The sequence below is a fragment of the Streptomyces sp. NBC_01471 genome (genome assembly GCF_041438865.1).
Classification (GTDB): Bacteria; Actinomycetota; Actinomycetes; order Streptomycetales; family Streptomycetaceae; genus Streptomyces.
The window spans coordinates 6427311-6445000 of the sequence record NZ_CP109450.1; the positions used below are offsets into that span (position 1 = coordinate 6427311).

Sequence of the window (17690 nt, forward strand, 5' to 3'; positions counted from 1 at the left end):
GCACCCCTCAAGCAGGGTTGCCCAGGCAGTTGGTGAACGCGTGGCTCGCCGCCTCGGTGGCCGCCAGGTCCGCGTCGCCGTTCCGGATCGCCTCGACCAGCCGGCTGTGGTCCATGTACCCCTCGGGCCGCAGTTCGCGTCCCACATCGTCCCGGAGCCAGTCGCGGAGCAGGTCGCCCAGGTCGGCGTAGAGCTCCGTCAGTACGTCGTTGTGCGAGGCGTTCACGATCGCCAGGTGCAGGGTCGCGTCGGCGGCCACGAACGCCTCCGCGTCACCCGCCTCCCAGGTCCGCTCCCGCTCGGCGAGCAGTGCGGCCAGCTGCTTCACGTCACGCTCGGTGCGCCGGTCGGCGGCCAGCCGGGCGGCCGACGACTCCAGGGTCGAGCGCAGCTCCGCGACGTGCCGGGGGTCGGCCGCCGCGAACCTGCGGTGCATCACCCCGGCCAGCTCACTGGTGGCGGCCACGTAGGTGCCGGAGCCCTGGCGGATGTCCAGCAGCCCGTTGTGCGCGAGGGCGCGCACCGCCTCCCGGACGGTGTTCCGGGCCACCCCCAGCTGCTCGACCAGTTCGGGCTCGGTCGGGATGCGGGCACCGACCGGCCACTCGCCCGAGGTGATCTGGTTCCGCAGTTCGGTGATCACCTGGTCGGCGAGTGCGGAACGCCGGGGAGAGTTCAGCGCCATGGTGCTCCTCGTTCGGGTCGCGCGGCAGGAAACGGGGATTGGACAACCAATCATCCCATGATTCTATGATGTCCTTATGCCAGACGACGAGACGAAGATCCTCGCCCCCGCCGCCGAGCCGCGTGCCGCGGCGGATGCCGCACGTCCGCAGCCCGCCGCGTGGACCGTAAAACTGGTGATGGCCGGCATCGTTCTCGCCGCCGTCAACCTCCGGCCGGCCATCACGAGTCTCGGCGCGCTCCTCGAAGAGGTGCGGGACGGTCTCGGGATGAGCGGCAGCATCGCCGGTGTCCTCACCTCCGTACCGCCGCTCTGCTTCGCGGTCTTCGGTGTCATGTCGCCCCGGCTGGCCCGCCGGTTCGGGCCCGGCGCCGTCGTCTGCGCCGGCATGGTGGCGATCACCGCGGGCCTGGTGATCCGGCCCTTCGCGGGTGGAACGGCCGGTTTCCTGGCCGCCAGTGCGCTGGCCCTGATGGGCATAGCCGTGAGCAACGTGCTGATGCCGGTGATCGTCAAGCGGTACTTCCCGGACCGGGTCGGATCGATGACCGGGCTCTACTCGATGGCCCTCGCCCTGGGCACCGCCCTCGCCGCGGCCCTCACCGTGCCGCTGACCGACGGTCTCGGCGGCAGCTGGCGGCTGGGCCTCGGGGTCTGGGCGGCGCTGGCCGCCGTGGCGATACTGCCCTGGATCGCACTCGTCAAGGACCGCAGCGTCACCGCGGCGAACGCGCCGGACGCAGCCGGGAAGGCTCCGGGCGCCGCCGACCGGGCCTGTTCGCAGGCACCCGCCCGGCGGATCACCAGCAGCCCCACCGCCTGGGCGCTCGCCTGCTTCTTCGGCCTCCAGGCCACCGCCGCGTACATCACGATGGGCTGGATGCCGCAGATCTTCCGCGACGCCGGGGTCTCGGCCGGCACGGCGGGGCTGCTGCTCGCCGTCACGATGGTGATGGGCGTGCCGCTCGCCTTCGTCATCCCGCGCCTGGCGAGCCGGATAAAGAACCAGGGCCCCATCGTCGTCGCCCTGGGCGCCTGCGGGCTCATCGGCTACGCGGGTCTCTATCTGGCCCCGTCCGGCGGTTCCTGGGCCTGGGCGCTGCTGCTCGGCGTCTCCAACTGCTCGTTCCCGCTGGCCCTCACGATGATCGGCATGCGTTCCAGGAGCGGCGCCGGAGTGGTCAGGCTCTCCGCCTTCGCCCAGTCCACCGGCTATCTGATCTCGATTCCCGGACCGCTGCTCGTCGGCGTCCTCTACCAGCACAGCGGCGGCTGGGGGCTGCCCATCGCGCTGATGGCCGGGCTGATGGTGCCGCAGATCGCCGTCGGGATCCTCGCCGGACGGGACCGGACGATCGAGGACGAATCCTGAGATGCGAGACTGACGTCATGCCAGTGCTCGAACCGAATCCCCAGAACGGTCAGAAGAAGCTCCTGCTCGTCCTCGGAGCCATGCTCGCGGTCACGGTGATCGTCGCGATCATCGCCACGCTCGCGTCGCCCTGACTCGATTCCCGGACCCGATTCCCCGGCCCGATTCCCCGGGGGACGGTGGGGTCAGCACCACCATCCCCTAGGGGGCCAGGGTCAGGGTGAAGTGGGTGGGTCACCGGATGGGAGAGCGCCCCCGTACTCCGTAGGTTCAGGTGCATCAGCCACCGCGAACCTCATGGAGGCGGCCATGCCGGCCCGTCCGCACACCACCCGCCCCCACCACGGACCCGCCCAGAGCGGTATCGACGTCCGGCTGCCGTGGTGGGCCATCGCTCTGCCCGCGCTGGCCTTCGCCGTTCTGCTGTTGCTGATCAGCGCACCCGGCCAGGCACACGCGGACACCGGCGGGGCCACCGTCACACATGTGCTGGAGCGGATCCGGCAGAGTCTGCCGAGGTAGCGCCGCCGGGCCACCGTGGCCGAACCCTGTTCACTCGTGCCGGGGGAGCCTCCCAACACCCTGCGCCCGATGGTCCGATCCGTGCGAAGCTGGATTGTATGAGCGCCGTTGTGTCATCCGGGGGAACAACCCCCGGAACCCCCGAGTCCCGCAGGATTGTCCTTCTCCGGCACGCGAAGGCCGACTGGCCCGATGTGGCCGACCACGACCGGCCGCTCGCCGACCGCGGCCGGATGGACGCCGCGGCCGCCGGCAGTTGGCTCGCCTCCCACGCGTCCCATTTCGACCTGGCCCTCTGCTCGACCGCGGTCAGAACGCGCGAGACCTGGAAGCTGGCCGTCCCGGAGCTGGAGGAGCGCCCCCGGACCGTGTACGAGGAGCGGCTGTACGAGGCGTCCCTCGGCGAACTGCTCGCGTTGCTCAATGAGACCCCCGACGACGTCAGCGATGTGCTGGTCATCGGCCACAACCCCGGTACGCACGCACTCGCCGACGCCCTGTCGGGCCGTACCGAGGGGGACGCACTGGCCAGGATGAACCGCAGCGGATTCCCGACCGCGGGAGTGGCGGTCATCGAGTTCAGCGGCCCCTGGAAGTCCGTCGAGCACGGCGTGGGCAAACTGACCGCGTTCTGGTCACCGCACGAGTAGGACCCGCTCGGCACCCCCACGCACGTACCGCCGCCCCGCCCGCCGTACGCGGCAGCGCACCGGCCCGGACCTCCGGGCGGTGCGCTGCGGCGGTCAGACCCCGTCGTCGACGAGGCCGTCCGCGGCCTCGACCTCTTCACGGGTGATGCCCAGCAGATAGAGCACGGTGTCCAGGAACGGCACGTTCACCGCCGTGTCGGCGGCCTTGCGGACCACGGGCTTGGCGTTGAACGCGACACCGAGCCCCGCCGCGTTGAGCATGTCCAGGTCGTTCGCACCGTCCCCGATGGCGACGGTCTGCGCCAGCGGGACGCCCGCCTCCCCGGCGAACCGCCGCAGCAGCCGGGCCTTGCCCGCACGGTCCACGATCTCTCCGACGACCCGCCCGGTGAGCCTGCCGTCGACGATCTCCAGCGTGTTGGCCGAGGCGAAATCGAGGCCGAGCCGCTCCTTGAGGTCGTCGGTGACCTGGGTGAAACCGCCGGACACGACGCCCACTTGGTAGCCGAGCCGCTTCAGCGTACGGATCAGGGTGCGGGCACCGGGGGTGAGCCGTACCTCGGACCGTACTTTGTCGACGACCGAGGCATCGAGGCCCGCGAGCAGCGCCACCCGCGCGTGCAGCGACTGCTCGAAGTCCAGCTCGCCGCGCATCGCGCGCGCCGTCACCTCCGCGACCTCCTGCTCGCACCCCGCGTGCGCGGCGAAGAGCTCGATCACCTCGTCCTGGATGACGGTCGAGTCGACGTCCATCACGACGAGCCGCTGGGCGCGGCGGTGCAGGCCCGCCGAGATCACGGCCACATCCACACCGAGCGCCGACGCCTCTAGGGCGAGCGCCGTACGCAGCGGCTCGGTCTCCACCCCGGACACCGCGAACTCCACTGCGGTCACCGGGTACTTGGCCAGCCGGAAGATACGGTCGATGTTGCCGCCCGTCGAGGTGATGCTGGCCGCTATGGCGGCGGTCGACTCGGCGGTGAGCGGGTTGCCGAGCACGGTCACATGGGAACGACCGCTGCCCCGGGGCCGGTTGTCACCGGTACCGGAGATGATCTCGGCCTCCAGTTTGAGGGACTCGGCCCAGCTGTGCACGGTCGCCCGCAGTTCGCCCGGGGCGGTGCCGCCGGGACCCGGAGCTGTGACGAGGGCGCACAGCACGATCCGGCCACGGGTGACCACCTGCTCGATGTCGACGACATCGACGGCATAGGCGGCGAGGGTATCGAAGAGACCTGCGGTGATCCCGGGACGGTCCTTCCCGAAGATCTTGACGAGAAGAGTCGGGGAGTCCGCGTGGACTGGTGGCTGAGATGCGCTCATGGTGCTCCCACCGTATAGGTCGCGGCCCGGCCGCAGGCAGCCCGTCCCGAGGACCGGACGCCCGTGGCGGGACCGGGCGGGGCGCCCGCCGCGGCAGCTCCCTTTTGTCCCGAACGTCGCCCGGACCTGTGCACCTGCACTCCATTGGTACGCGGTCGTCACACGCCCGGGTTCCCGATACGTGCCTGTGCCTGAAATAGTTCCCCACGATGTTCGCCATCCCTAGACTCCCTGCAACGGGGGTACCTCGGGGGACAATAAGTGGGGCTGGAGTGCCGGAACTCGTAGTTGAACTGAATGGCAGGATCTGGACGCTCGATCCGTCCAGGTCGTACACCCTCGGCCGTGATCCGCAGGGGGACCTGCCGATCGACGACGCCAGGGTCTCGTGGCGACACGCCACTATCAGCTGGGGGGGCCGTGGTTGGGTCATCGAGGACCACGGTTCCACCAACGGCACCTTCGTACAGGGGCAGCGGATCCAGCAGCTGGAGATCGGCCCCGGTTCGGCGGTGCACCTCGGCAACGCGACCGACGGCCCGCTGCTGAGTCTGTCCGCGTCGGCGGCCGCCGCCCAGGCGTCCGCGCCGGCCCAGGCGTCCGCGCCGACGCAGGCCCAGGCACCCGCGCACGCCCCGCAGGCCGCCCAGGCCGCCCAGGCCCAGGGGCCGGCCTACGCACCTGCCCAGCAGCAGGGTGCCCCGGCGGGCTGGGCCCCGGCCCAGCAGCCGCCGCGGAACGCGGCCCCGCAGGGCTGGCAGCAGCCGCAGGGCCAGGTGCCCCAGCAGGGCGGTCGAGCGGACGGGGGCGCGGGGGCCTCGCCGGCGTACGGTGACCGCAGCCCGACCACCTTCCACCAGCTGGCGATGGGCCGGGTGATGCGCATCGGCCGTGCGCTGGAGAACGAACTGGTGGTCTCCGACCTCCAGGTCTCCCGCATCCACGCCGAGTTCGTGGCGACACCGGACGGCCGCTTCGAGATCCGTGACCTCGGATCCCACAACGGCACGTACATCAACGGCCAGCCGATGGCCAAGTCCGGCACGGCCCTGATCGGCCCGAACGACATCGTCGGCGTCGGCCACTCGACCTTCCGGCTGGTCGGCGACCGGCTTGAGGAGTTCGTCGACACCGGCGAGGTCTCCTTCTCCGCCCGACACCTCACGGTGACGGTCGACGGGGGCAAGGACATCCTCAAGGACGTCTCGTTCGGCGTCCCCGAGAAGTCGCTCATCGCGGTCATCGGCCCGTCGGGCTCCGGGAAGTCCACCCTGCTCAAGGCGCTCACCGGTTACCGGCCCGCGAACCGCGGCGATGTCCTCTACGACAACAGGAACCTCTACAAGCAGTTCGCCGAGCTGCGCCAGCGCATCGGACTGGTCCCGCAGGACGACATCCTGCACAAGGAACTCACCGTCCGTAAGGCGATGAAGTACGCGGCCAAGCTGCGCTTCCCCGCCGACACCACCGAGGCGGAGCGCTCGTCGCGCATCGACGAGGTGCTGCGCGAGCTCAAGCTGGACATCCACAAGGAGAAGAGGGTCGCCTCCCTCTCCGGCGGCCAGCGCAAGCGCGTCTCGGTCGCGCTCGAACTGCTGACCAAGCCGTCGCTGATCTTCCTGGACGAGCCGACGTCCGGGCTCGACCCGGGCATGGACCGCGACGTCATGCAGCTGCTGCGCGGCCTCGCCGACGACGGCCGTACGGTCCTCGTCGTCACGCACTCCGTCGCCGAGCTCGCCATCTGCGACAAGCTTCTGGTGATGGCACCCGGCGGCTCGGTCGCGTACTTCGGACCGCCCGAGGAGGCGCTCAACTTCTTCGGTTACAGCAGCTGGGCCGATGTCTTCTCGGCCTTCGAGAACTACCGCGACTACGACTGGGCGGGGCGCTGGCGCGGTTCGCAGCACTACCAGATGTACGCGGCGGACATCGACGCGGTCGCCGTGCAGTCGGTCCAGATGCCGCCCGCCCAGTCGATGAAGCCGCCGAAGCCGCAGGGCTGGGGATCCCAGCTGCTCACCCTGATCCGGCGCTATGTCTCGGTGATCGTCTCCGACCGGGGCTTCATGGCGCTCTCCCTGCTGCTGCCCGCGGTGCTGGGCACGGTCGGTGCGCTGATCCCCGCGGACTACGGACTCGGCTTCGGCCCGCCGGCGGGACACCTCAGCAACGGCGACGGCTCGGTGATCCTGCTGATCCTCGCGGTGGGCGCCTGCTTCGCCGGGGCGGCCAACTCCGTACGAGAACTGATCAAGGAACGGGTGATCTACGAACGTGAACGGGCCACCGGCCTGTCACGTTCCGCCTATCTGATGTCCAAGGTGATCGTGCTCGGCCTGATCACCCTGGTGCAGGGCGCCATCATCGGCGGTATCGGCTTCGGGCTGAAGAAGGCGCCCGCCGAGGGGCTGGTCTTCTCCACCTCCACCCGGCTGGAGATGACCCTGCCGATCATGGCCCTCGGGCTCACCTCGATGATGATCGGCCTGATCATCTCCTCGCTGGTGAAGACCTCCGAGAAGACCATGCCGCTCCTCGTCATGTTCGCCATCACGCAGGTCGTCTTCACGGGCTGTCTCTTCACCCTGAACGGCGCCACGGGGATCAACCAGTTCTCGTTCCTGATGCCCGCCCGCTGGGCGGTCGCCGCCGCGGGTGCCACGGCGTCGCTGAACGTCCTGCTGCCCAACAAGAAGGACCCGACCAGCACGGACCCGCTCTGGGACCACACCCTCGGTACCTGGGTGATGGACATGGGGGTCCTGCTCGCCATCGGCGTGGTCTGCGGCGTCGTGGTGGCGCGGCTGCTGCGCCGCCACGAGCCCGAGGTCATGCGCAAGTAGGGCGGACCGGCGGACCGGAGACCACGCCGAAGGGCGGCACCCGCAGTGGGGTGCCGCCCTTCGGCGTGGCCCGGCCGTGCCCGGCCAGTACGTGATCAGTGCCGGATCAGTAGGCGCTGTTGACGTTGTCGATCGAGCCGTAGTTCGCTGCGGCGTAGTTCGCGGCGGCGGTGATGTTGGCGACCGGGTCGTAGATGTTGGTCGACGTGCCGGCGACGTGGTACGTGTCGAACGTCGGCTGGATGGTCTGGAGCAGACCCTTCGACGGGACACCGTTCTGGGCGTTGATGTCCCAGTTGTTGATGGCCATCGGGTTGCCGCCGGACTCACGCATGATGTTGCGCTGCAGGCCGTCGTACGAGCCGGGGATGCCCTTGGCCTGCATGATGGCCAGCGCGTGGCGGATCCAGCCGTCGAGGTTGTTCGCGTAGACGGGCGTGCGGGCGGCGGAGCGGCTGGCGGCCGCCTTGGCCTCCCGCTCCTTCGCCTTGGCCTTCGCCGCGGCGGCGGCCTTCGCCTTGGCCTTCGCGGCAGCCTCGCTCTTCGCCTTGGCGGCGGCTTCGGCCTTGGCCTTCGCCTTGGCTTCGGCCTTGGCCCTGGCAGCTGCCTTGGCCTTCGCCGCCGCGGCCTTGGCGGCCTTGTCGGCGTGGGTCTGCTGCGTGTGGAGGCTGGCCTCCACGGTCCTGGTCTGCGAGGCGAAGGCCACCGGGGCCGCGTCGATCGACGTGTGGGTCGTCTCGGCGGACGCGTTTCCGGGAACGAGCGTGAAGGCGACGGCTGCGGCGCCGATGGCGGCCACTCCACCGATCGAGTACTTATGGGTCTTGGTCAGCCGACGACGGCCGTGGTGGTTCTCGGTCATGCGGGCGTACCTCTTCGAATAAGCGGAAGTCGCGATGCGCCGGGGGCGGCGGTTGCGCCCCTGGGGCGGCGACGGGAGCAATTCTTAGCGGCCGCAAAATCTTGTGGCAAAGGTGTGACGTACGATCCTGGTTAGTGGCGTGGGGGAGGTCCTGGAGGGCTGGGCGCCCGCGCGTACCCGGTCCAGGAGCCCCTTAAGCATCCACTAGCGAACCTCGTAAGTGACGTGGGTCCTATGTGCGGCGTCACACCGTTCGCACAGGGAATTCACAATGCGTTGCTCTAGCAATGCGGAACGTTAGGTTCCTCATCCGGAAGGATGAGGTGAACGTCCCCGAACTCGTGCCAGAGGTAGAGCGCCCGTACCGCTTCCGCATAGCTGCGCTCCAGCGCGGCCCGCCCCGCGACCGCCTCCAGCATCAGCAGATGCGAGGCCTCCGGCTCGTGCAGCCCGGTCAGCAGTCCGTCCACCGCCCGCACTCCGCGGCCGGGCGTGACCACCAGATCCGTCCACCCCGCCAGCGCCCGCACCACCCCGTCCGGCCCGGCCGCGGTCTCCAGGGCGCGCACCGCCGTCGTCCCCACCGCGACGATCCGCCCGCCGCCCGCCCGCGCCGCGTTGACCAGCCGGGCGGTGGCCGCCGGCACGTCGAACCGTTCGGGACCAGGGGTCTCGTGCGCCTCCGCCGACGCCACCCCGGTATGCAGTACCACCGGCGCGAACTGGACCCCGCGGCTCACCAGCTCCGCGACCAGCCCGGCGGTGAAGGGCCGCGCGGCACTGGGCATCTCCGCCGAACCCGCCCCGTCCGGCGCGGCCAGCGCGAACACCGTCTGATAGGCGGAGAGCGGCTGGTCACGCCGGGTGTACGCGTACCGGATCGGGCGGCCGTGCCGCCCGAGCAGCTCCGGCACCCCGGTCACCGACGGCCGCGCCCACCACAACCGGTCCTCACCGGCGGCCAGCGGCTCCTCCCACACGAGCCGCACGCCCTCGGGCAGCCGCACCACGGACCCCGCCGGGCCGCCCGCGCACCGCCGGGTGCTCCCGCCCGGCACCGGCTCCCGCAGCTCCACCGCCCACCGGCCGTCGTCCCCGCGGGCGGAGAAGTGCACCACGACACGGGCCCCCGCCGGTGCTGTCCCGTCGATCGCGGCGGGCAGCGTCCGTGAGGTGTTCACCACCAGGACGTCTCCCGCCCGCAGCTGTCCCGGCAGCTCCCGGAAGGCGTGGTGGGAGACCGCGGCGCCGCGCGAGACCATCAGCCGCACGTCGTCCCGCCCGCGCCCGCGCTCCTCGGCCGGCACCGTTGCCAGCAGCCCGCCGGGGATCCGCAGCCCCTGCCGCGCGCTCATCGCACCTCACCGGCCAGTGCGGGAGCCGAGTACCGGCCGCTCGCGGGCCGCTCGTCGAGCAGCCGCAGAAACGCCGGGACCACCTCCGACGGAGCGGGCCTCGCCTCCTCGTCACCGGGCACCGCGGCCGCGTACAGATCGGTCCGCATGTCGCCCGGGTCCACCGCCCACACCCGCAGCCCCGGCTCCTCCGCAGCCAGCACCGCCGACAGCTGGTCCAGCGCCGCCTTCGACGCCCCGTACCCGCCCCACGTCGGATACGCCCCGACAGCGGCGTCCGAACTCACCGTGATCACCGCCCCCGCACCGGCCGCCCGCAGCAGCGGCAGCGCCTCCCGCACCAGACCGAGCGCGGCCACCACATTGGTCTCCAGCGCCGACCGCAGCCCGTCGGGCGTCAGCTCCTCCAGGCGTACGAGCGGTTCGGCGCCCAGCGCGCTCGCATTGCTGACCAGCAGATCGAGCCCGCCCAGGCCGTGCGCCGCCGCCACCAGCCGGCTCCGGTGCGCGGCGTCGCAGACATCCCCCGCCACCGCCACGACCCGCGTGCCGTACTCCGCCAGCCCCCGCACGGTCTCGTCCAGGACCTCCCGGTTCCTCGCGTCGACGACCAGATCCCAGCCCCGCTCCGCGAGCCCCGCCGCGAGTGCCCGGCCCAGCCCCTTCGATCCGCCCGTGATGACCGCTACCGCCATGGCACGCCTCTTCCGTCGCGTTCGTTTCCCCGCTTGGTGCCACCAAGGTAGGAACGCACCCCCGCTCCGCGCCTCGTCCGCGGGCCCCGGGGGCCATGGCCCTTTAGGCCTGGTCCCCGCGGCCCGGCGACCTGGTCCCGATGGACCGGGCCGGAGCCGTCCACAGCCCGATACGGCCCGCCCGGACCGCCGGTACGGTGTGGCCATGTCACACAGACCCGCTTCCGGCCTGTCCGCCGTGAGCACCGCCCTGCTCGCCATGAGCAGGCACCTGGAGGTCCGCGACGTCCTCAAGACGATCGTGGTCTCGGCCCGCGAGCTGCTGGACGCCGAGTACGCCGCGCTCGGGGTCCCCGACGACCACGGCGGCTTCGCCCAGTTCGTGGTCGACGGCATCAGCGACGCCCAGTGGAAGGCCATCGGCCCGCTCCCGCGCCAGCACGGCATCCTCGCCGCGATGCTGCACGACGAGAAGCCCCAGCGCCTCGACGACGTACGCCAGGACCCCCGTTTCGGCGGCTGGCCGTCCGCGCACCCCGACATGTCGGACTTCCTGGGCCTGCCCGTCCGCGACGGAGACGAGACGATCGCCGCGCTCTTCCTCGCCAACAAACGGTGCCCCAGGCCCCCCGGCAGCTGCGGATTCACCGAGGAGGACGAGGAACTGCTGACGATCCTCGCCCAGCACGCCGCCATCGCCCTCACCAACGCCCGCCTCTACGAGCGAAGCCGCGAGCTGACCATCGCCGAGGAACGCTCCAGGCTGGCGCACGAGCTCCATGACGCCGTCAGCCAGAAACTGTTCTCCCTGCGGCTGACCGCCCAGGCCGCCGCCACCCTGGTGGACCGCGACCCGGCCCGTGCCAAGGGCGAGCTCCAGCAGGTGGCCGACCTCGCCGCGGAGGCCGCCGACGAACTCCGTGCCGCCGTCGTGGAGCTGCGCCCCGCCGCCCTCGACGAGGACGGCCTGGTCCACACGCTCCGGACGCACATCCAGGTCCTCGACCGCGCCCACACCCCCCACGTCACCTTTCGGAGCGGGCCGCTGCGGGCACTGCCCGCGGCCCAGGAGGAGGCGCTGCTGCGAGTGGCGCAGGAGGCGCTGCACAACGCCCTGCGCCACTCGGGTGCCGGGCGGATCGATGTCGTACTGGACAGAAGCGGACGCGGCGCGGTCCTGCGGGTCACCGACGACGGCGCCGGATTCGATCCGTCGGCCGTCCGGCGGGCCGGCCGGCACCTCGGTCTGGTCTCCATGCGGCACCGGGCGAGCGGCGTCGGGGGCAGGCTCAGGGTGAAATCGGCGCCCGGAGAGGGCGCCACGATCGAGATGGAGGTGCCCGGTGGCTGACACCGCACCCAGGCCGAAGGCGGCCATCCGCGTCCTGCTCGTCGACGACCACCAGGTGGTCAGGCGGGGGCTGCGCACCTTTCTGGAGATCCAGGACGACATCGAGGTCGTGGGTGAGGCGCCGGACGGGGAGCAGGGGGTGGCCGCCGCCGAGGAGCTGCGCCCCGACATCGTCCTGATGGACATCAAGATGCCGGGCATGGACGGCATCGAGGCGCTGCGCAGGCTCAGGGAGCTGGCCAATCCGGCCCGGGTGCTGGTGGTCACCAGCTTCACCGAGCAGCGCACCGTCGTTCCGGCGCTGCGCGCGGGCGCTTCGGGCTATGTGTACAAGGACGTCGACCCGGAGGCGCTGGCCGACGCGATCCGCTCGGTCCACGCCGGGCACGTCCTCCTCCAGCCCGAGGTGGCCGGGGCGCTCCTCTCCCAGGAGCCGGGCGGCGGACAGGGGAGGGGCACCGCGCTCACCGAGCGGGAACGCGAAGTGCTCGGGCTGATCGCCGACGGCCGCTCCAACCGGGAGATCGCCCGGGCGCTGGTCCTCTCCGAGAAGACCGTCAAGACACATGTGTCGAACATCCTGATGAAACTGGACCTCGCCGACCGGACCCAGGCGGCGCTCTGGGCGGTACGGAACGGGGCGGCGGGCTGAGCGGACCGTCAGCGGCCGTACATATTCCGATGTGAGATTCATACCGTCGGGTGTAAGTCACCCACATGGCGTATCCGGATGAACCCTGTGCCGTTCTCCATGCGTGCTGCGGCGCCGGCCGCAGCCAGCTAGGAGGAACCTGAAATGAAGAACCTGAAGAAGGCCGCCACCATCACCCTCGTCGCCGGTGGCGTCCTCGCCGCCGGAGCGGGCGCCGCGTCCGCCGCCTCGCACGCAGCGGGTGCGGCGACCAACTCGCCGGGAGTCGTCTCCGGCAACGTGGTGCAGGCCCCGGTGCACGTCCCGGTGAACGCCGTCGGCAACACCGTCTCCGTCATCGGCGTGCTGAACCCGGCCTTCGCCAACCACGGCCTCAACGGCTGACCGGACAGCGGTCACCGGCCGACCGGCCCCTCGGACACCGCGCCGGGGGGCCGGTCGGCCGCAAGGTCCCCGCGTCGGCCGCGCGGCCCGAGGGCCCTTGTCGGCCGCATCGCTCCCGCACGCGAGGCCCGAGAGCATGAGCGGCCCAGGTCAGCCGCGCCGCTCCCGCTCCTCCACATACGCGTTGTACGCCGCCACCTGCGCCCGCCGGGCCACCCGCTCCACCGGCCGCAGCGCCTCTCCCCGCGCCGCCATCTCCGACGCACTCACCGCGCCGCCCGGCCCGTGCTCGTACGCCACCGAGACCAGCAGTCCGACCCGCCGGGCCAGTTCCAGCACCCGGACCGCACGCGCCGGATACCCGGGCGCGAGCAGCTCCCCGGCCCCCGCCTCGGCCCGGGCCCGGTAGGCGTCGATCGCCGCCTCGGCAGCCGGGCCGCCGCCCGCCACATCGAGACCCGAGAGCACCGCGGTCGCCTCCCGCAGGGCCTCCGCCAGCTCGCGCTCCGCCTCGCCGAGCGAGGGCACATCGGCCGGCGGCGCCTCGCGGACCGGCAGGCAGTGCCAGACCACCTCCCGGTGCAGATCTCCCTCCGGGCCCGCCTCGTACAGCTCGGGCACCAGCCCCAGCGCCACTCCGAATACGGTGACCGCCTCCTCCGCCTCCAGCGCCCGCGCGTTGAACTCCGGCGGCCCGCTGAGGCCCAGCGGGTGTCCCGCTGTGGGCATCGCCACCCGGTAACCGGTCGCGCCGAGCGCTCTCAGCCGCCCCAGAGCGAGCGTGAGCCCGACGGGCCCCTCCTCGCCGGGCAGCCCCTCGATCCGGTGCACAGCGTCCTCACTCACGATGGCGAGTGCGGCGTCATCCGGCGATACATTCCCGGCCAAAAGGGCATTTCCCCATGCGGCCAGCCGTCCTGAGCGTGGTTCCGTGAACATGGACCCAGCGTAGGGACCGGGACCGGGGGCCTCTCGTGCGGATTGGGCCTGGCTCGCGCCGAACGAGAGCCCTAGGCACGGGGCCACTTGTCAGGTGGCGTAAGTTTTCCCTGGGAGCTGCGCCCACAGGCGCACGCGCGAACCGAGACTGCATGGGGAGACAACGCGCTCATGAGCGATGTACTGGAGCTGCTGGACGTATCGGTGGTCCGCGACGGACGTGCTCTGGTGGAAGACGTCTCCTGGGCGGTGAAGGAGGGGGAGCGCTGGGTCATCCTCGGCCCCAACGGCGCGGGCAAGACCACACTCCTCAACATCGCGTCCAGCTACCTCTTCCCGTCCACCGGCACCGCGTCGATCCTCGGTGAGCAGCTCGGCAAGCCCGGTACCGACGTGTTCGAGCTCCGCCCCCGGATCGGCATGGCGGGCGCCGCCATGGCCGAGAAGATGCCCAAGCGGCAGACCGTCCTCCAGGTGGTGCTCACCGCGGCCTACGGCATGACGGCCACCTGGAACGAGGACTACGAGGAGGTCGACGAGCAGCGTGCCCGAGCCTTCCTCGACCGCCTGGGCATGACCGAGTTCCTGGACCGCAAGTTCGGCACCCTCTCCGAGGGCGAGCGCAAGCGCACCCTGATCGCCCGCGCGATGATGACCGACCCCGAACTGCTCCTGCTCGACGAGCCCGCCGCCGGTCTCGACCTCGGCGGCCGCGAGGACCTCGTACGCCGTCTCGGCCGGCTGGCCAAGGATCCGTACGCGCCCTCGATGGTGATGGTGACCCACCACGTCGAGGAGATCGCCCCCGGCTTCACCCACGTCCTGATGATCCGTCAGGGCAAGGTGCTCGCCGCCGGTCCGATGGAGACCGAGCTGAGCTCCCGCAACCTCTCCCTCTGCTTCGGGCTGCCGCTCGTCGTCGAACAGCGCGGCAACCGCTGGACCGCGCAGGGTCTTCCGCTCGGCTGACCGGTTCCGTATCCCCAGGGTCTTTCGTCCGGGCCGAAAGACACCTGCGCCCTGTCCCCGGAGGGGACTGCCGCCCTACCATGACCCCGTGGACATCGAGGCATGGGTGTGGTGGCTGATCGGCGCGGCAGGGCTGGGAATCCCGCTCGTCATCACCGCCATGCCCGAATTCGGGATGCTGGCCGTGGGAGCGGTCGCCGCATCGGCCACCGCCGCCCTCGGCGCCGGCCCGGTGCTCCAGGTCCTCGTCTTCGTGGCCGTGTCCGTCGCGCTCATCGCCGTAGTACGTCCCATCGCCAACCGGCACCGGTCCCAGCGGCCCGAACTGGCCACCGGAATCGATGCGCTGAAGGGCCGTCAGGCCGTCGTCCTGGAACGGGTCGACGGCAGCGGCGGCCGTATCAAGCTCGCCGGGGAGGTCTGGTCGGCGCGGGCCCTCGACGGCGACACCAGTTATCAGCCAGGTCAGCAGGTTGACGTCGTGGAGATCGACGGAGCGACAGCCGTCGTCCTGTGACAGAACCGCACACACGGCAGACCGAGGTCTGCGAAGATCATTCATCGGGAACTGCCGGCAATCGAAGGGCACGGGGAGCACGATGCCATCCGTCATCATCGTTCTGATCATTCTGGTGGTGCTGGTCTTCATCGCCCTGATCAAGACGATCCAGGTGATCCCACAGGCCAGCGCCGCCATCGTCGAACGGTTCGGCCGCTACACACGCACTCTGAACGCCGGGCTGAACATCGTCGTCCCGTTCATCGACTCGATCCGCAACCGGATCGACCTCCGGGAACAGGTCGTGCCCTTCCCGCCGCAACCGGTGATCACGCAGGACAACCTGGTCGTCAACATCGACACGGTCATCTATTACCAGGTGACCGACGCCCGCGCCGCGACCTACGAAGTGGCCAGCTACATCCAGGCGATCGAGCAGCTCACCGTCACCACCCTCCGCAACATCATCGGCGGCATGGACCTGGAGCGGACCCTGACCTCCCGTGAGGAGATCAACGCGGCGCTGCGCGGCGTACTCGACGAGGCCACCGGCAAGTGGGGCATCCGCGTCAACCGCGTCGAGCTGAAGGCCATCGAGCCGCCCACCTCCATCCAGGACTCGATGGAGAAGCAGATGCGCGCCGACCGTGACAAGCGCGCCGCGATCCTCCAGGCCGAAGGTGTCCGGCAGTCCGAAATCCTGCGCGCCGAGGGCGAGAAGCAGTCGGCCATCCTCCGGGCCGAAGGTGAGGCCAAGGCGTCGGCGCTGCGCGCGGAGGGCGAGGCCCAGGCCATTCGTACGGTCTTCGAGTCGATCCACGCGGGCGACGCCGACCAGAAGCTGCTCGCCTACCAGTACCTCCAGATGCTCCCGAAGATCGCCGAGGGCGACGCCAACAAGCTCTGGATCGTGCCGAGCGAGATCGGCGACGCGCTCAAGGGTCTCAGCGGAGCCTTCGGGAACCTCGGCGAGAACGTCCCCGGTTTCAACACCGGCAAGGAGTCGCCCGCGCCGCCGGCCGCCAGGCGCCCCTCGGAGTAACGACCCGGCGCAGTCCATCAGCCCGCCCCCGGCCCCGGGGGCGGGCTGTTCCGTACGGCACGGCAGGCGGTTGCGCTCGCGGCGGTTACGCGGTCTGCGGGAGCCAGTCGGGCAGCGCCTGCCGGTCGCCGGCACCGAGCGCGAGCATCATCGCGTCGGCAGGCGTCGGGACGAACGGCCTGCGCAGCAGCGGCATTCCGGCCTGGTCCGGGGTACGGGCCGCTTTGCGGTGGTTGTCCTCGGCACAGGAGGCCACCGTGTTCAGCCAGGTGTCCTGGCCGCCCTGGGCGCGCGGCACCACGTGGTCGACGGTGGTGGCCCGCCGCCCGCAGTACGCGCACCGGTGCTGGTCGCGGACCAGCACCCCCCGTCTCGACCACGGTGCCTGTCTTCGGAACGGAACCCGGACGTACCGGCAGAGCCTGATCACCCGGGGCACCGGCAGTTCGACAGCGGCCGCACGCACCCGGAGCCCGGGGTGGGCCTGCTCGACCACGGCCTTGTCCTGGAGCACCAGGACCACCGCGCGGTTGAGCGTCACCGTCGACAGCGGCTCGAAGCTGGCGTTCAGTACCAATGTGTCCCGCATGGTGCCCACCTCCGTGTGCCGGCCCACCCCCTGGCGGGACTGGGATCAACTCTGGCCGGGCACGCCACGATGGACAACGCAATAAAAAAGGCCCTGCCCTGGTCTCTCCAAGACCGGGGCAGGGCAAACAGACGCGCGGGTTTCAGCTTTCGGCGGGAGCCGCGTACTCAGCGATGAGCTGGGCGCGGGCCAGCGTATGGAAACGCAGATTGAAGCCGACCGCGGCGGGCGGGGTGTCCGAGTCGATACCGAGCTGCGGGGTGTCCACCGCGTACACGGTGAAGACATAACGGTGGTTCTCACCGGCCGGCGGCGCGGCGCCCCCGAACTCCTTCGCGCCGTAATCGTTGCGGGCCTGGACCGCGCCCGGCGGCAGCCCCTCGAACGCACCACTTCCCGCACCCGCCGGAAGCTCGGTCACGGAGGCCGGAATGTCGAACAGCGACCAGTGCCAGAACCCGCTGCCGGTGGGCGCGTCGGGGTCGAAGCAGGTCACGGCGAAGCTCCTGGTCTCCGGCGGGAATCCCTCCCACCGCAGCTGCGGCGAGGTGTTCCCCGCCGCGTACACCTGAGTGTCCTTCAATACCGACCCCGGCGCGATGTCCTCGCTCACCACGGTGAACGAGGGCACCGGCGGATGAAAGTCATGGGGGAGCGGCGGCTTGCTGAGCCCGGTCACGACGGCACCTCCTGCATCGGCTGTCAGTTCCGTGTCCGACCCTAGAGCCAGTTCCGTCTGCCCCCCACATCGGCCAGCCACTGATGGAGGTATCCCGTCCAGTCGGTGTCCCGGAAATCGTGCAGACCCACCTGGAACGCCCGATAGGAGTCGCTGCCCTCGCTGAAGAGGCCCGGCTTCTTGTCCATTTCCAGGACCACGTCCATCTCACGGTCGTCCGTGACGAAGGTCAGCTCGACCTGGTTCAGCCCCCGGTACTGCTCCGGCGGGCAGAAC

At 70.8% G+C, this 17690-nt stretch carries 20 protein-coding genes (1 of these 20 only partly in view); 11 read left to right on the forward strand and 9 right to left on the reverse strand.

Going from position 1 to position 17690, the window contains the following annotated elements; translation table 11 throughout:
• Positions 1-7 precede the first annotated feature (7 nt).
• On the reverse strand, positions 8-685 hold the full coding sequence (locus OG285_RS28775; RefSeq protein ID WP_356836736.1) for a FadR/GntR family transcriptional regulator: 678 nt from the start codon (positions 683-685) through the stop codon (positions 8-10).
• Between the two features lie 76 nt (positions 686-761).
• On the opposite strand from OG285_RS28775, the gene OG285_RS28780 reads away from it, so the two are divergent.
• The 4 genes from OG285_RS28780 (at position 762) to OG285_RS28795 (ending at position 3229) form a co-directional block, all read left to right on the forward strand.
• A complete protein-coding gene (locus OG285_RS28780; RefSeq protein ID WP_371792632.1) occupies positions 762-2057 on the forward strand; it encodes a CynX/NimT family MFS transporter in 1296 nt (431 codons plus the stop codon).
• A gap of 17 nt (positions 2058-2074) precedes the next feature.
• The gene (locus OG285_RS28785; RefSeq protein ID WP_327298391.1) at positions 2075-2191 is read left to right on the forward strand and encodes an SGM_5486 family transporter-associated protein; all 117 of its coding nucleotides are present in this window, start codon (positions 2075-2077) and stop codon (positions 2189-2191) included.
• A 175-nt stretch (positions 2192-2366) separates the two neighbouring features.
• Positions 2367-2579: a hypothetical protein gene (locus tag OG285_RS28790; protein WP_356836731.1), complete on the forward strand. Its 213-nt coding sequence runs from the start codon at positions 2367-2369 to the stop codon at positions 2577-2579.
• 98 nt (positions 2580-2677) lie between these two features.
• On the forward strand, positions 2678-3229 hold the full coding sequence (locus OG285_RS28795; RefSeq protein WP_356836729.1) for a histidine phosphatase family protein: 552 nt from the start codon (positions 2678-2680) through the stop codon (positions 3227-3229).
• 93 nt (positions 3230-3322) lie between these two features.
• On the opposite strand, the gene serB is transcribed toward OG285_RS28795, so the two are convergent.
• On the reverse strand, positions 3323-4552 hold the full coding sequence (gene serB, locus OG285_RS28800) for a phosphoserine phosphatase SerB (RefSeq protein ID WP_356836727.1): 1230 nt from the start codon (positions 4550-4552) through the stop codon (positions 3323-3325).
• Positions 4553-4824: 272 nt separating this feature from the next.
• Between serB and OG285_RS28805 the strand changes: the two genes are divergently transcribed.
• Positions 4825-7398: an FHA domain-containing protein gene (locus OG285_RS28805; RefSeq protein WP_371792633.1), complete on the forward strand. Its 2574-nt coding sequence runs from the start codon at positions 4825-4827 to the stop codon at positions 7396-7398.
• A gap of 106 nt (positions 7399-7504) precedes the next feature.
• On the opposite strand, the gene OG285_RS28810 is transcribed toward OG285_RS28805, so the two are convergent.
• From OG285_RS28810 to OG285_RS28820, 3 genes are all read right to left on the reverse strand, one after another.
• Positions 7505-8260, reverse strand: a complete 756-nt coding sequence (locus tag OG285_RS28810; protein ID WP_356836723.1) for a transglycosylase SLT domain-containing protein — start codon at positions 8258-8260, stop codon at positions 7505-7507.
• 281 nt (positions 8261-8541) lie between these two features.
• Complete coding sequence (locus OG285_RS28815; protein WP_371792634.1) at positions 8542-9615, reverse strand: S-adenosylmethionine:tRNA ribosyltransferase-isomerase; 1074 nt, start codon at positions 9613-9615, stop codon at positions 8542-8544.
• Positions 9612-10310, reverse strand: a complete 699-nt coding sequence (locus tag OG285_RS28820) for an SDR family oxidoreductase (RefSeq protein WP_356836719.1) — start codon at positions 10308-10310, stop codon at positions 9612-9614. Before OG285_RS28820 ends, OG285_RS28815 begins: the two co-directional genes overlap by 4 nt.
• A gap of 205 nt (positions 10311-10515) precedes the next feature.
• Between OG285_RS28820 and OG285_RS28825 the strand changes: the two genes are divergently transcribed.
• From OG285_RS28825 to OG285_RS28835, 3 genes are all read left to right on the forward strand, one after another.
• Complete coding sequence (locus tag OG285_RS28825; RefSeq protein WP_371792635.1) at positions 10516-11661, forward strand: GAF domain-containing sensor histidine kinase; 1146 nt, start codon at positions 10516-10518, stop codon at positions 11659-11661.
• Positions 11654-12313 (forward strand): response regulator transcription factor, encoded by a 660-nt coding sequence (locus tag OG285_RS28830; RefSeq protein ID WP_328325225.1) that lies wholly within the window; start codon positions 11654-11656, stop codon positions 12311-12313. Before OG285_RS28825 ends, OG285_RS28830 begins: the two co-directional genes overlap by 8 nt.
• Before the next feature lie 144 nt (positions 12314-12457).
• Positions 12458-12697: a chaplin gene (locus OG285_RS28835; RefSeq protein WP_356836715.1), complete on the forward strand. Its 240-nt coding sequence runs from the start codon at positions 12458-12460 to the stop codon at positions 12695-12697.
• A 150-nt stretch (positions 12698-12847) separates the two neighbouring features.
• Here OG285_RS28835 and OG285_RS28840 read toward each other — a convergent pair whose 3' ends face one another.
• Positions 12848-13636: a hypothetical protein gene (locus tag OG285_RS28840; protein ID WP_371792636.1), complete on the reverse strand. Its 789-nt coding sequence runs from the start codon at positions 13634-13636 to the stop codon at positions 12848-12850.
• Positions 13637-13807: 171 nt separating this feature from the next.
• On the opposite strand from OG285_RS28840, the gene OG285_RS28845 reads away from it, so the two are divergent.
• From OG285_RS28845 to OG285_RS28855, 3 genes are all read left to right on the forward strand, one after another.
• Positions 13808-14605 (forward strand): ABC transporter ATP-binding protein, encoded by a 798-nt coding sequence (locus OG285_RS28845; protein ID WP_356836711.1) that lies wholly within the window; start codon positions 13808-13810, stop codon positions 14603-14605.
• Between the two features lie 88 nt (positions 14606-14693).
• Complete coding sequence (locus OG285_RS28850; protein WP_356836708.1) at positions 14694-15122, forward strand: NfeD family protein; 429 nt, start codon at positions 14694-14696, stop codon at positions 15120-15122.
• Positions 15123-15204: 82 nt separating this feature from the next.
• Entirely contained in the window at positions 15205-16146 is a 942-nt protein-coding gene (locus tag OG285_RS28855; RefSeq protein WP_164267481.1) for an SPFH domain-containing protein, read from the forward strand.
• Positions 16147-16231: 85 nt separating this feature from the next.
• Here the strand turns inward: OG285_RS28855 and OG285_RS28860 are convergent, their stop codons facing one another.
• The 3 genes from OG285_RS28860 to OG285_RS28870 all read right to left on the reverse strand — a co-directional run.
• The gene (locus OG285_RS28860) at positions 16232-16735 is read right to left on the reverse strand and encodes an HNH endonuclease (protein WP_266858388.1); all 504 of its coding nucleotides are present in this window, start codon (positions 16733-16735) and stop codon (positions 16232-16234) included.
• Positions 16736-16877: 142 nt separating this feature from the next.
• Positions 16878-17414: a YbhB/YbcL family Raf kinase inhibitor-like protein gene (locus OG285_RS28865; protein ID WP_356836705.1), complete on the reverse strand. Its 537-nt coding sequence runs from the start codon at positions 17412-17414 to the stop codon at positions 16878-16880.
• Positions 17415-17455: 41 nt separating this feature from the next.
• A protein-coding gene (locus OG285_RS28870; protein WP_356836703.1) for a sporulation protein crosses the window boundary here: on the reverse strand, positions 17456-17690 show its 3' portion. 548 nt of this gene lie beyond the right edge of the window; the window shows 235 of its 783 coding nt (coding positions 549-783); its start codon lies beyond the right edge, outside the window; its stop codon occupies positions 17456-17458.

Coding starts and splice junctions, on each gene's coding strand:
- OG285_RS28775 (WP_356836736.1), bottom strand. CDS start 685: ATGGCGCTGAACTCTCCCCGGCGTTCCGCACTCGCCGACCAGGTGATC.
- OG285_RS28780 (WP_371792632.1), top strand. CDS start 762: ATGCCAGACGACGAGACGAAGATCCTCGCCCCCGCCGCCGAGCCGCGT.
- OG285_RS28785 (WP_327298391.1), top strand. CDS start 2,075: ATGCCAGTGCTCGAACCGAATCCCCAGAACGGTCAGAAGAAGCTCCTG.
- OG285_RS28790 (WP_356836731.1), top strand. CDS start 2,367: ATGCCGGCCCGTCCGCACACCACCCGCCCCCACCACGGACCCGCCCAG.
- OG285_RS28795 (WP_356836729.1), top strand. CDS start 2,678: ATGAGCGCCGTTGTGTCATCCGGGGGAACAACCCCCGGAACCCCCGAG.
- serB (WP_356836727.1), bottom strand. CDS start 4,552: ATGAGCGCATCTCAGCCACCAGTCCACGCGGACTCCCCGACTCTTCTC.
- OG285_RS28810 (WP_356836723.1), bottom strand. CDS start 8,260: ATGACCGAGAACCACCACGGCCGTCGTCGGCTGACCAAGACCCATAAG.
- OG285_RS28815 (WP_371792634.1), bottom strand. CDS start 9,615: ATGAGCGCGCGGCAGGGGCTGCGGATCCCCGGCGGGCTGCTGGCAACG.
- OG285_RS28820 (WP_356836719.1), bottom strand. CDS start 10,310: ATGGCGGTAGCGGTCATCACGGGCGGATCGAAGGGGCTGGGCCGGGCA.
- OG285_RS28825 (WP_371792635.1), top strand. CDS start 10,516: ATGTCACACAGACCCGCTTCCGGCCTGTCCGCCGTGAGCACCGCCCTG.
- OG285_RS28835 (WP_356836715.1), top strand. CDS start 12,458: ATGAAGAACCTGAAGAAGGCCGCCACCATCACCCTCGTCGCCGGTGGC.
- OG285_RS28840 (WP_371792636.1), bottom strand. CDS start 13,636: ATGTTCACGGAACCACGCTCAGGACGGCTGGCCGCATGGGGAAATGCC.
- OG285_RS28845 (WP_356836711.1), top strand. CDS start 13,808: ATGAGCGATGTACTGGAGCTGCTGGACGTATCGGTGGTCCGCGACGGA.
- OG285_RS28855 (WP_164267481.1), top strand. CDS start 15,205: ATGCCATCCGTCATCATCGTTCTGATCATTCTGGTGGTGCTGGTCTTC.
- OG285_RS28860 (WP_266858388.1), bottom strand. CDS start 16,735: ATGCGGGACACATTGGTACTGAACGCCAGCTTCGAGCCGCTGTCGACG.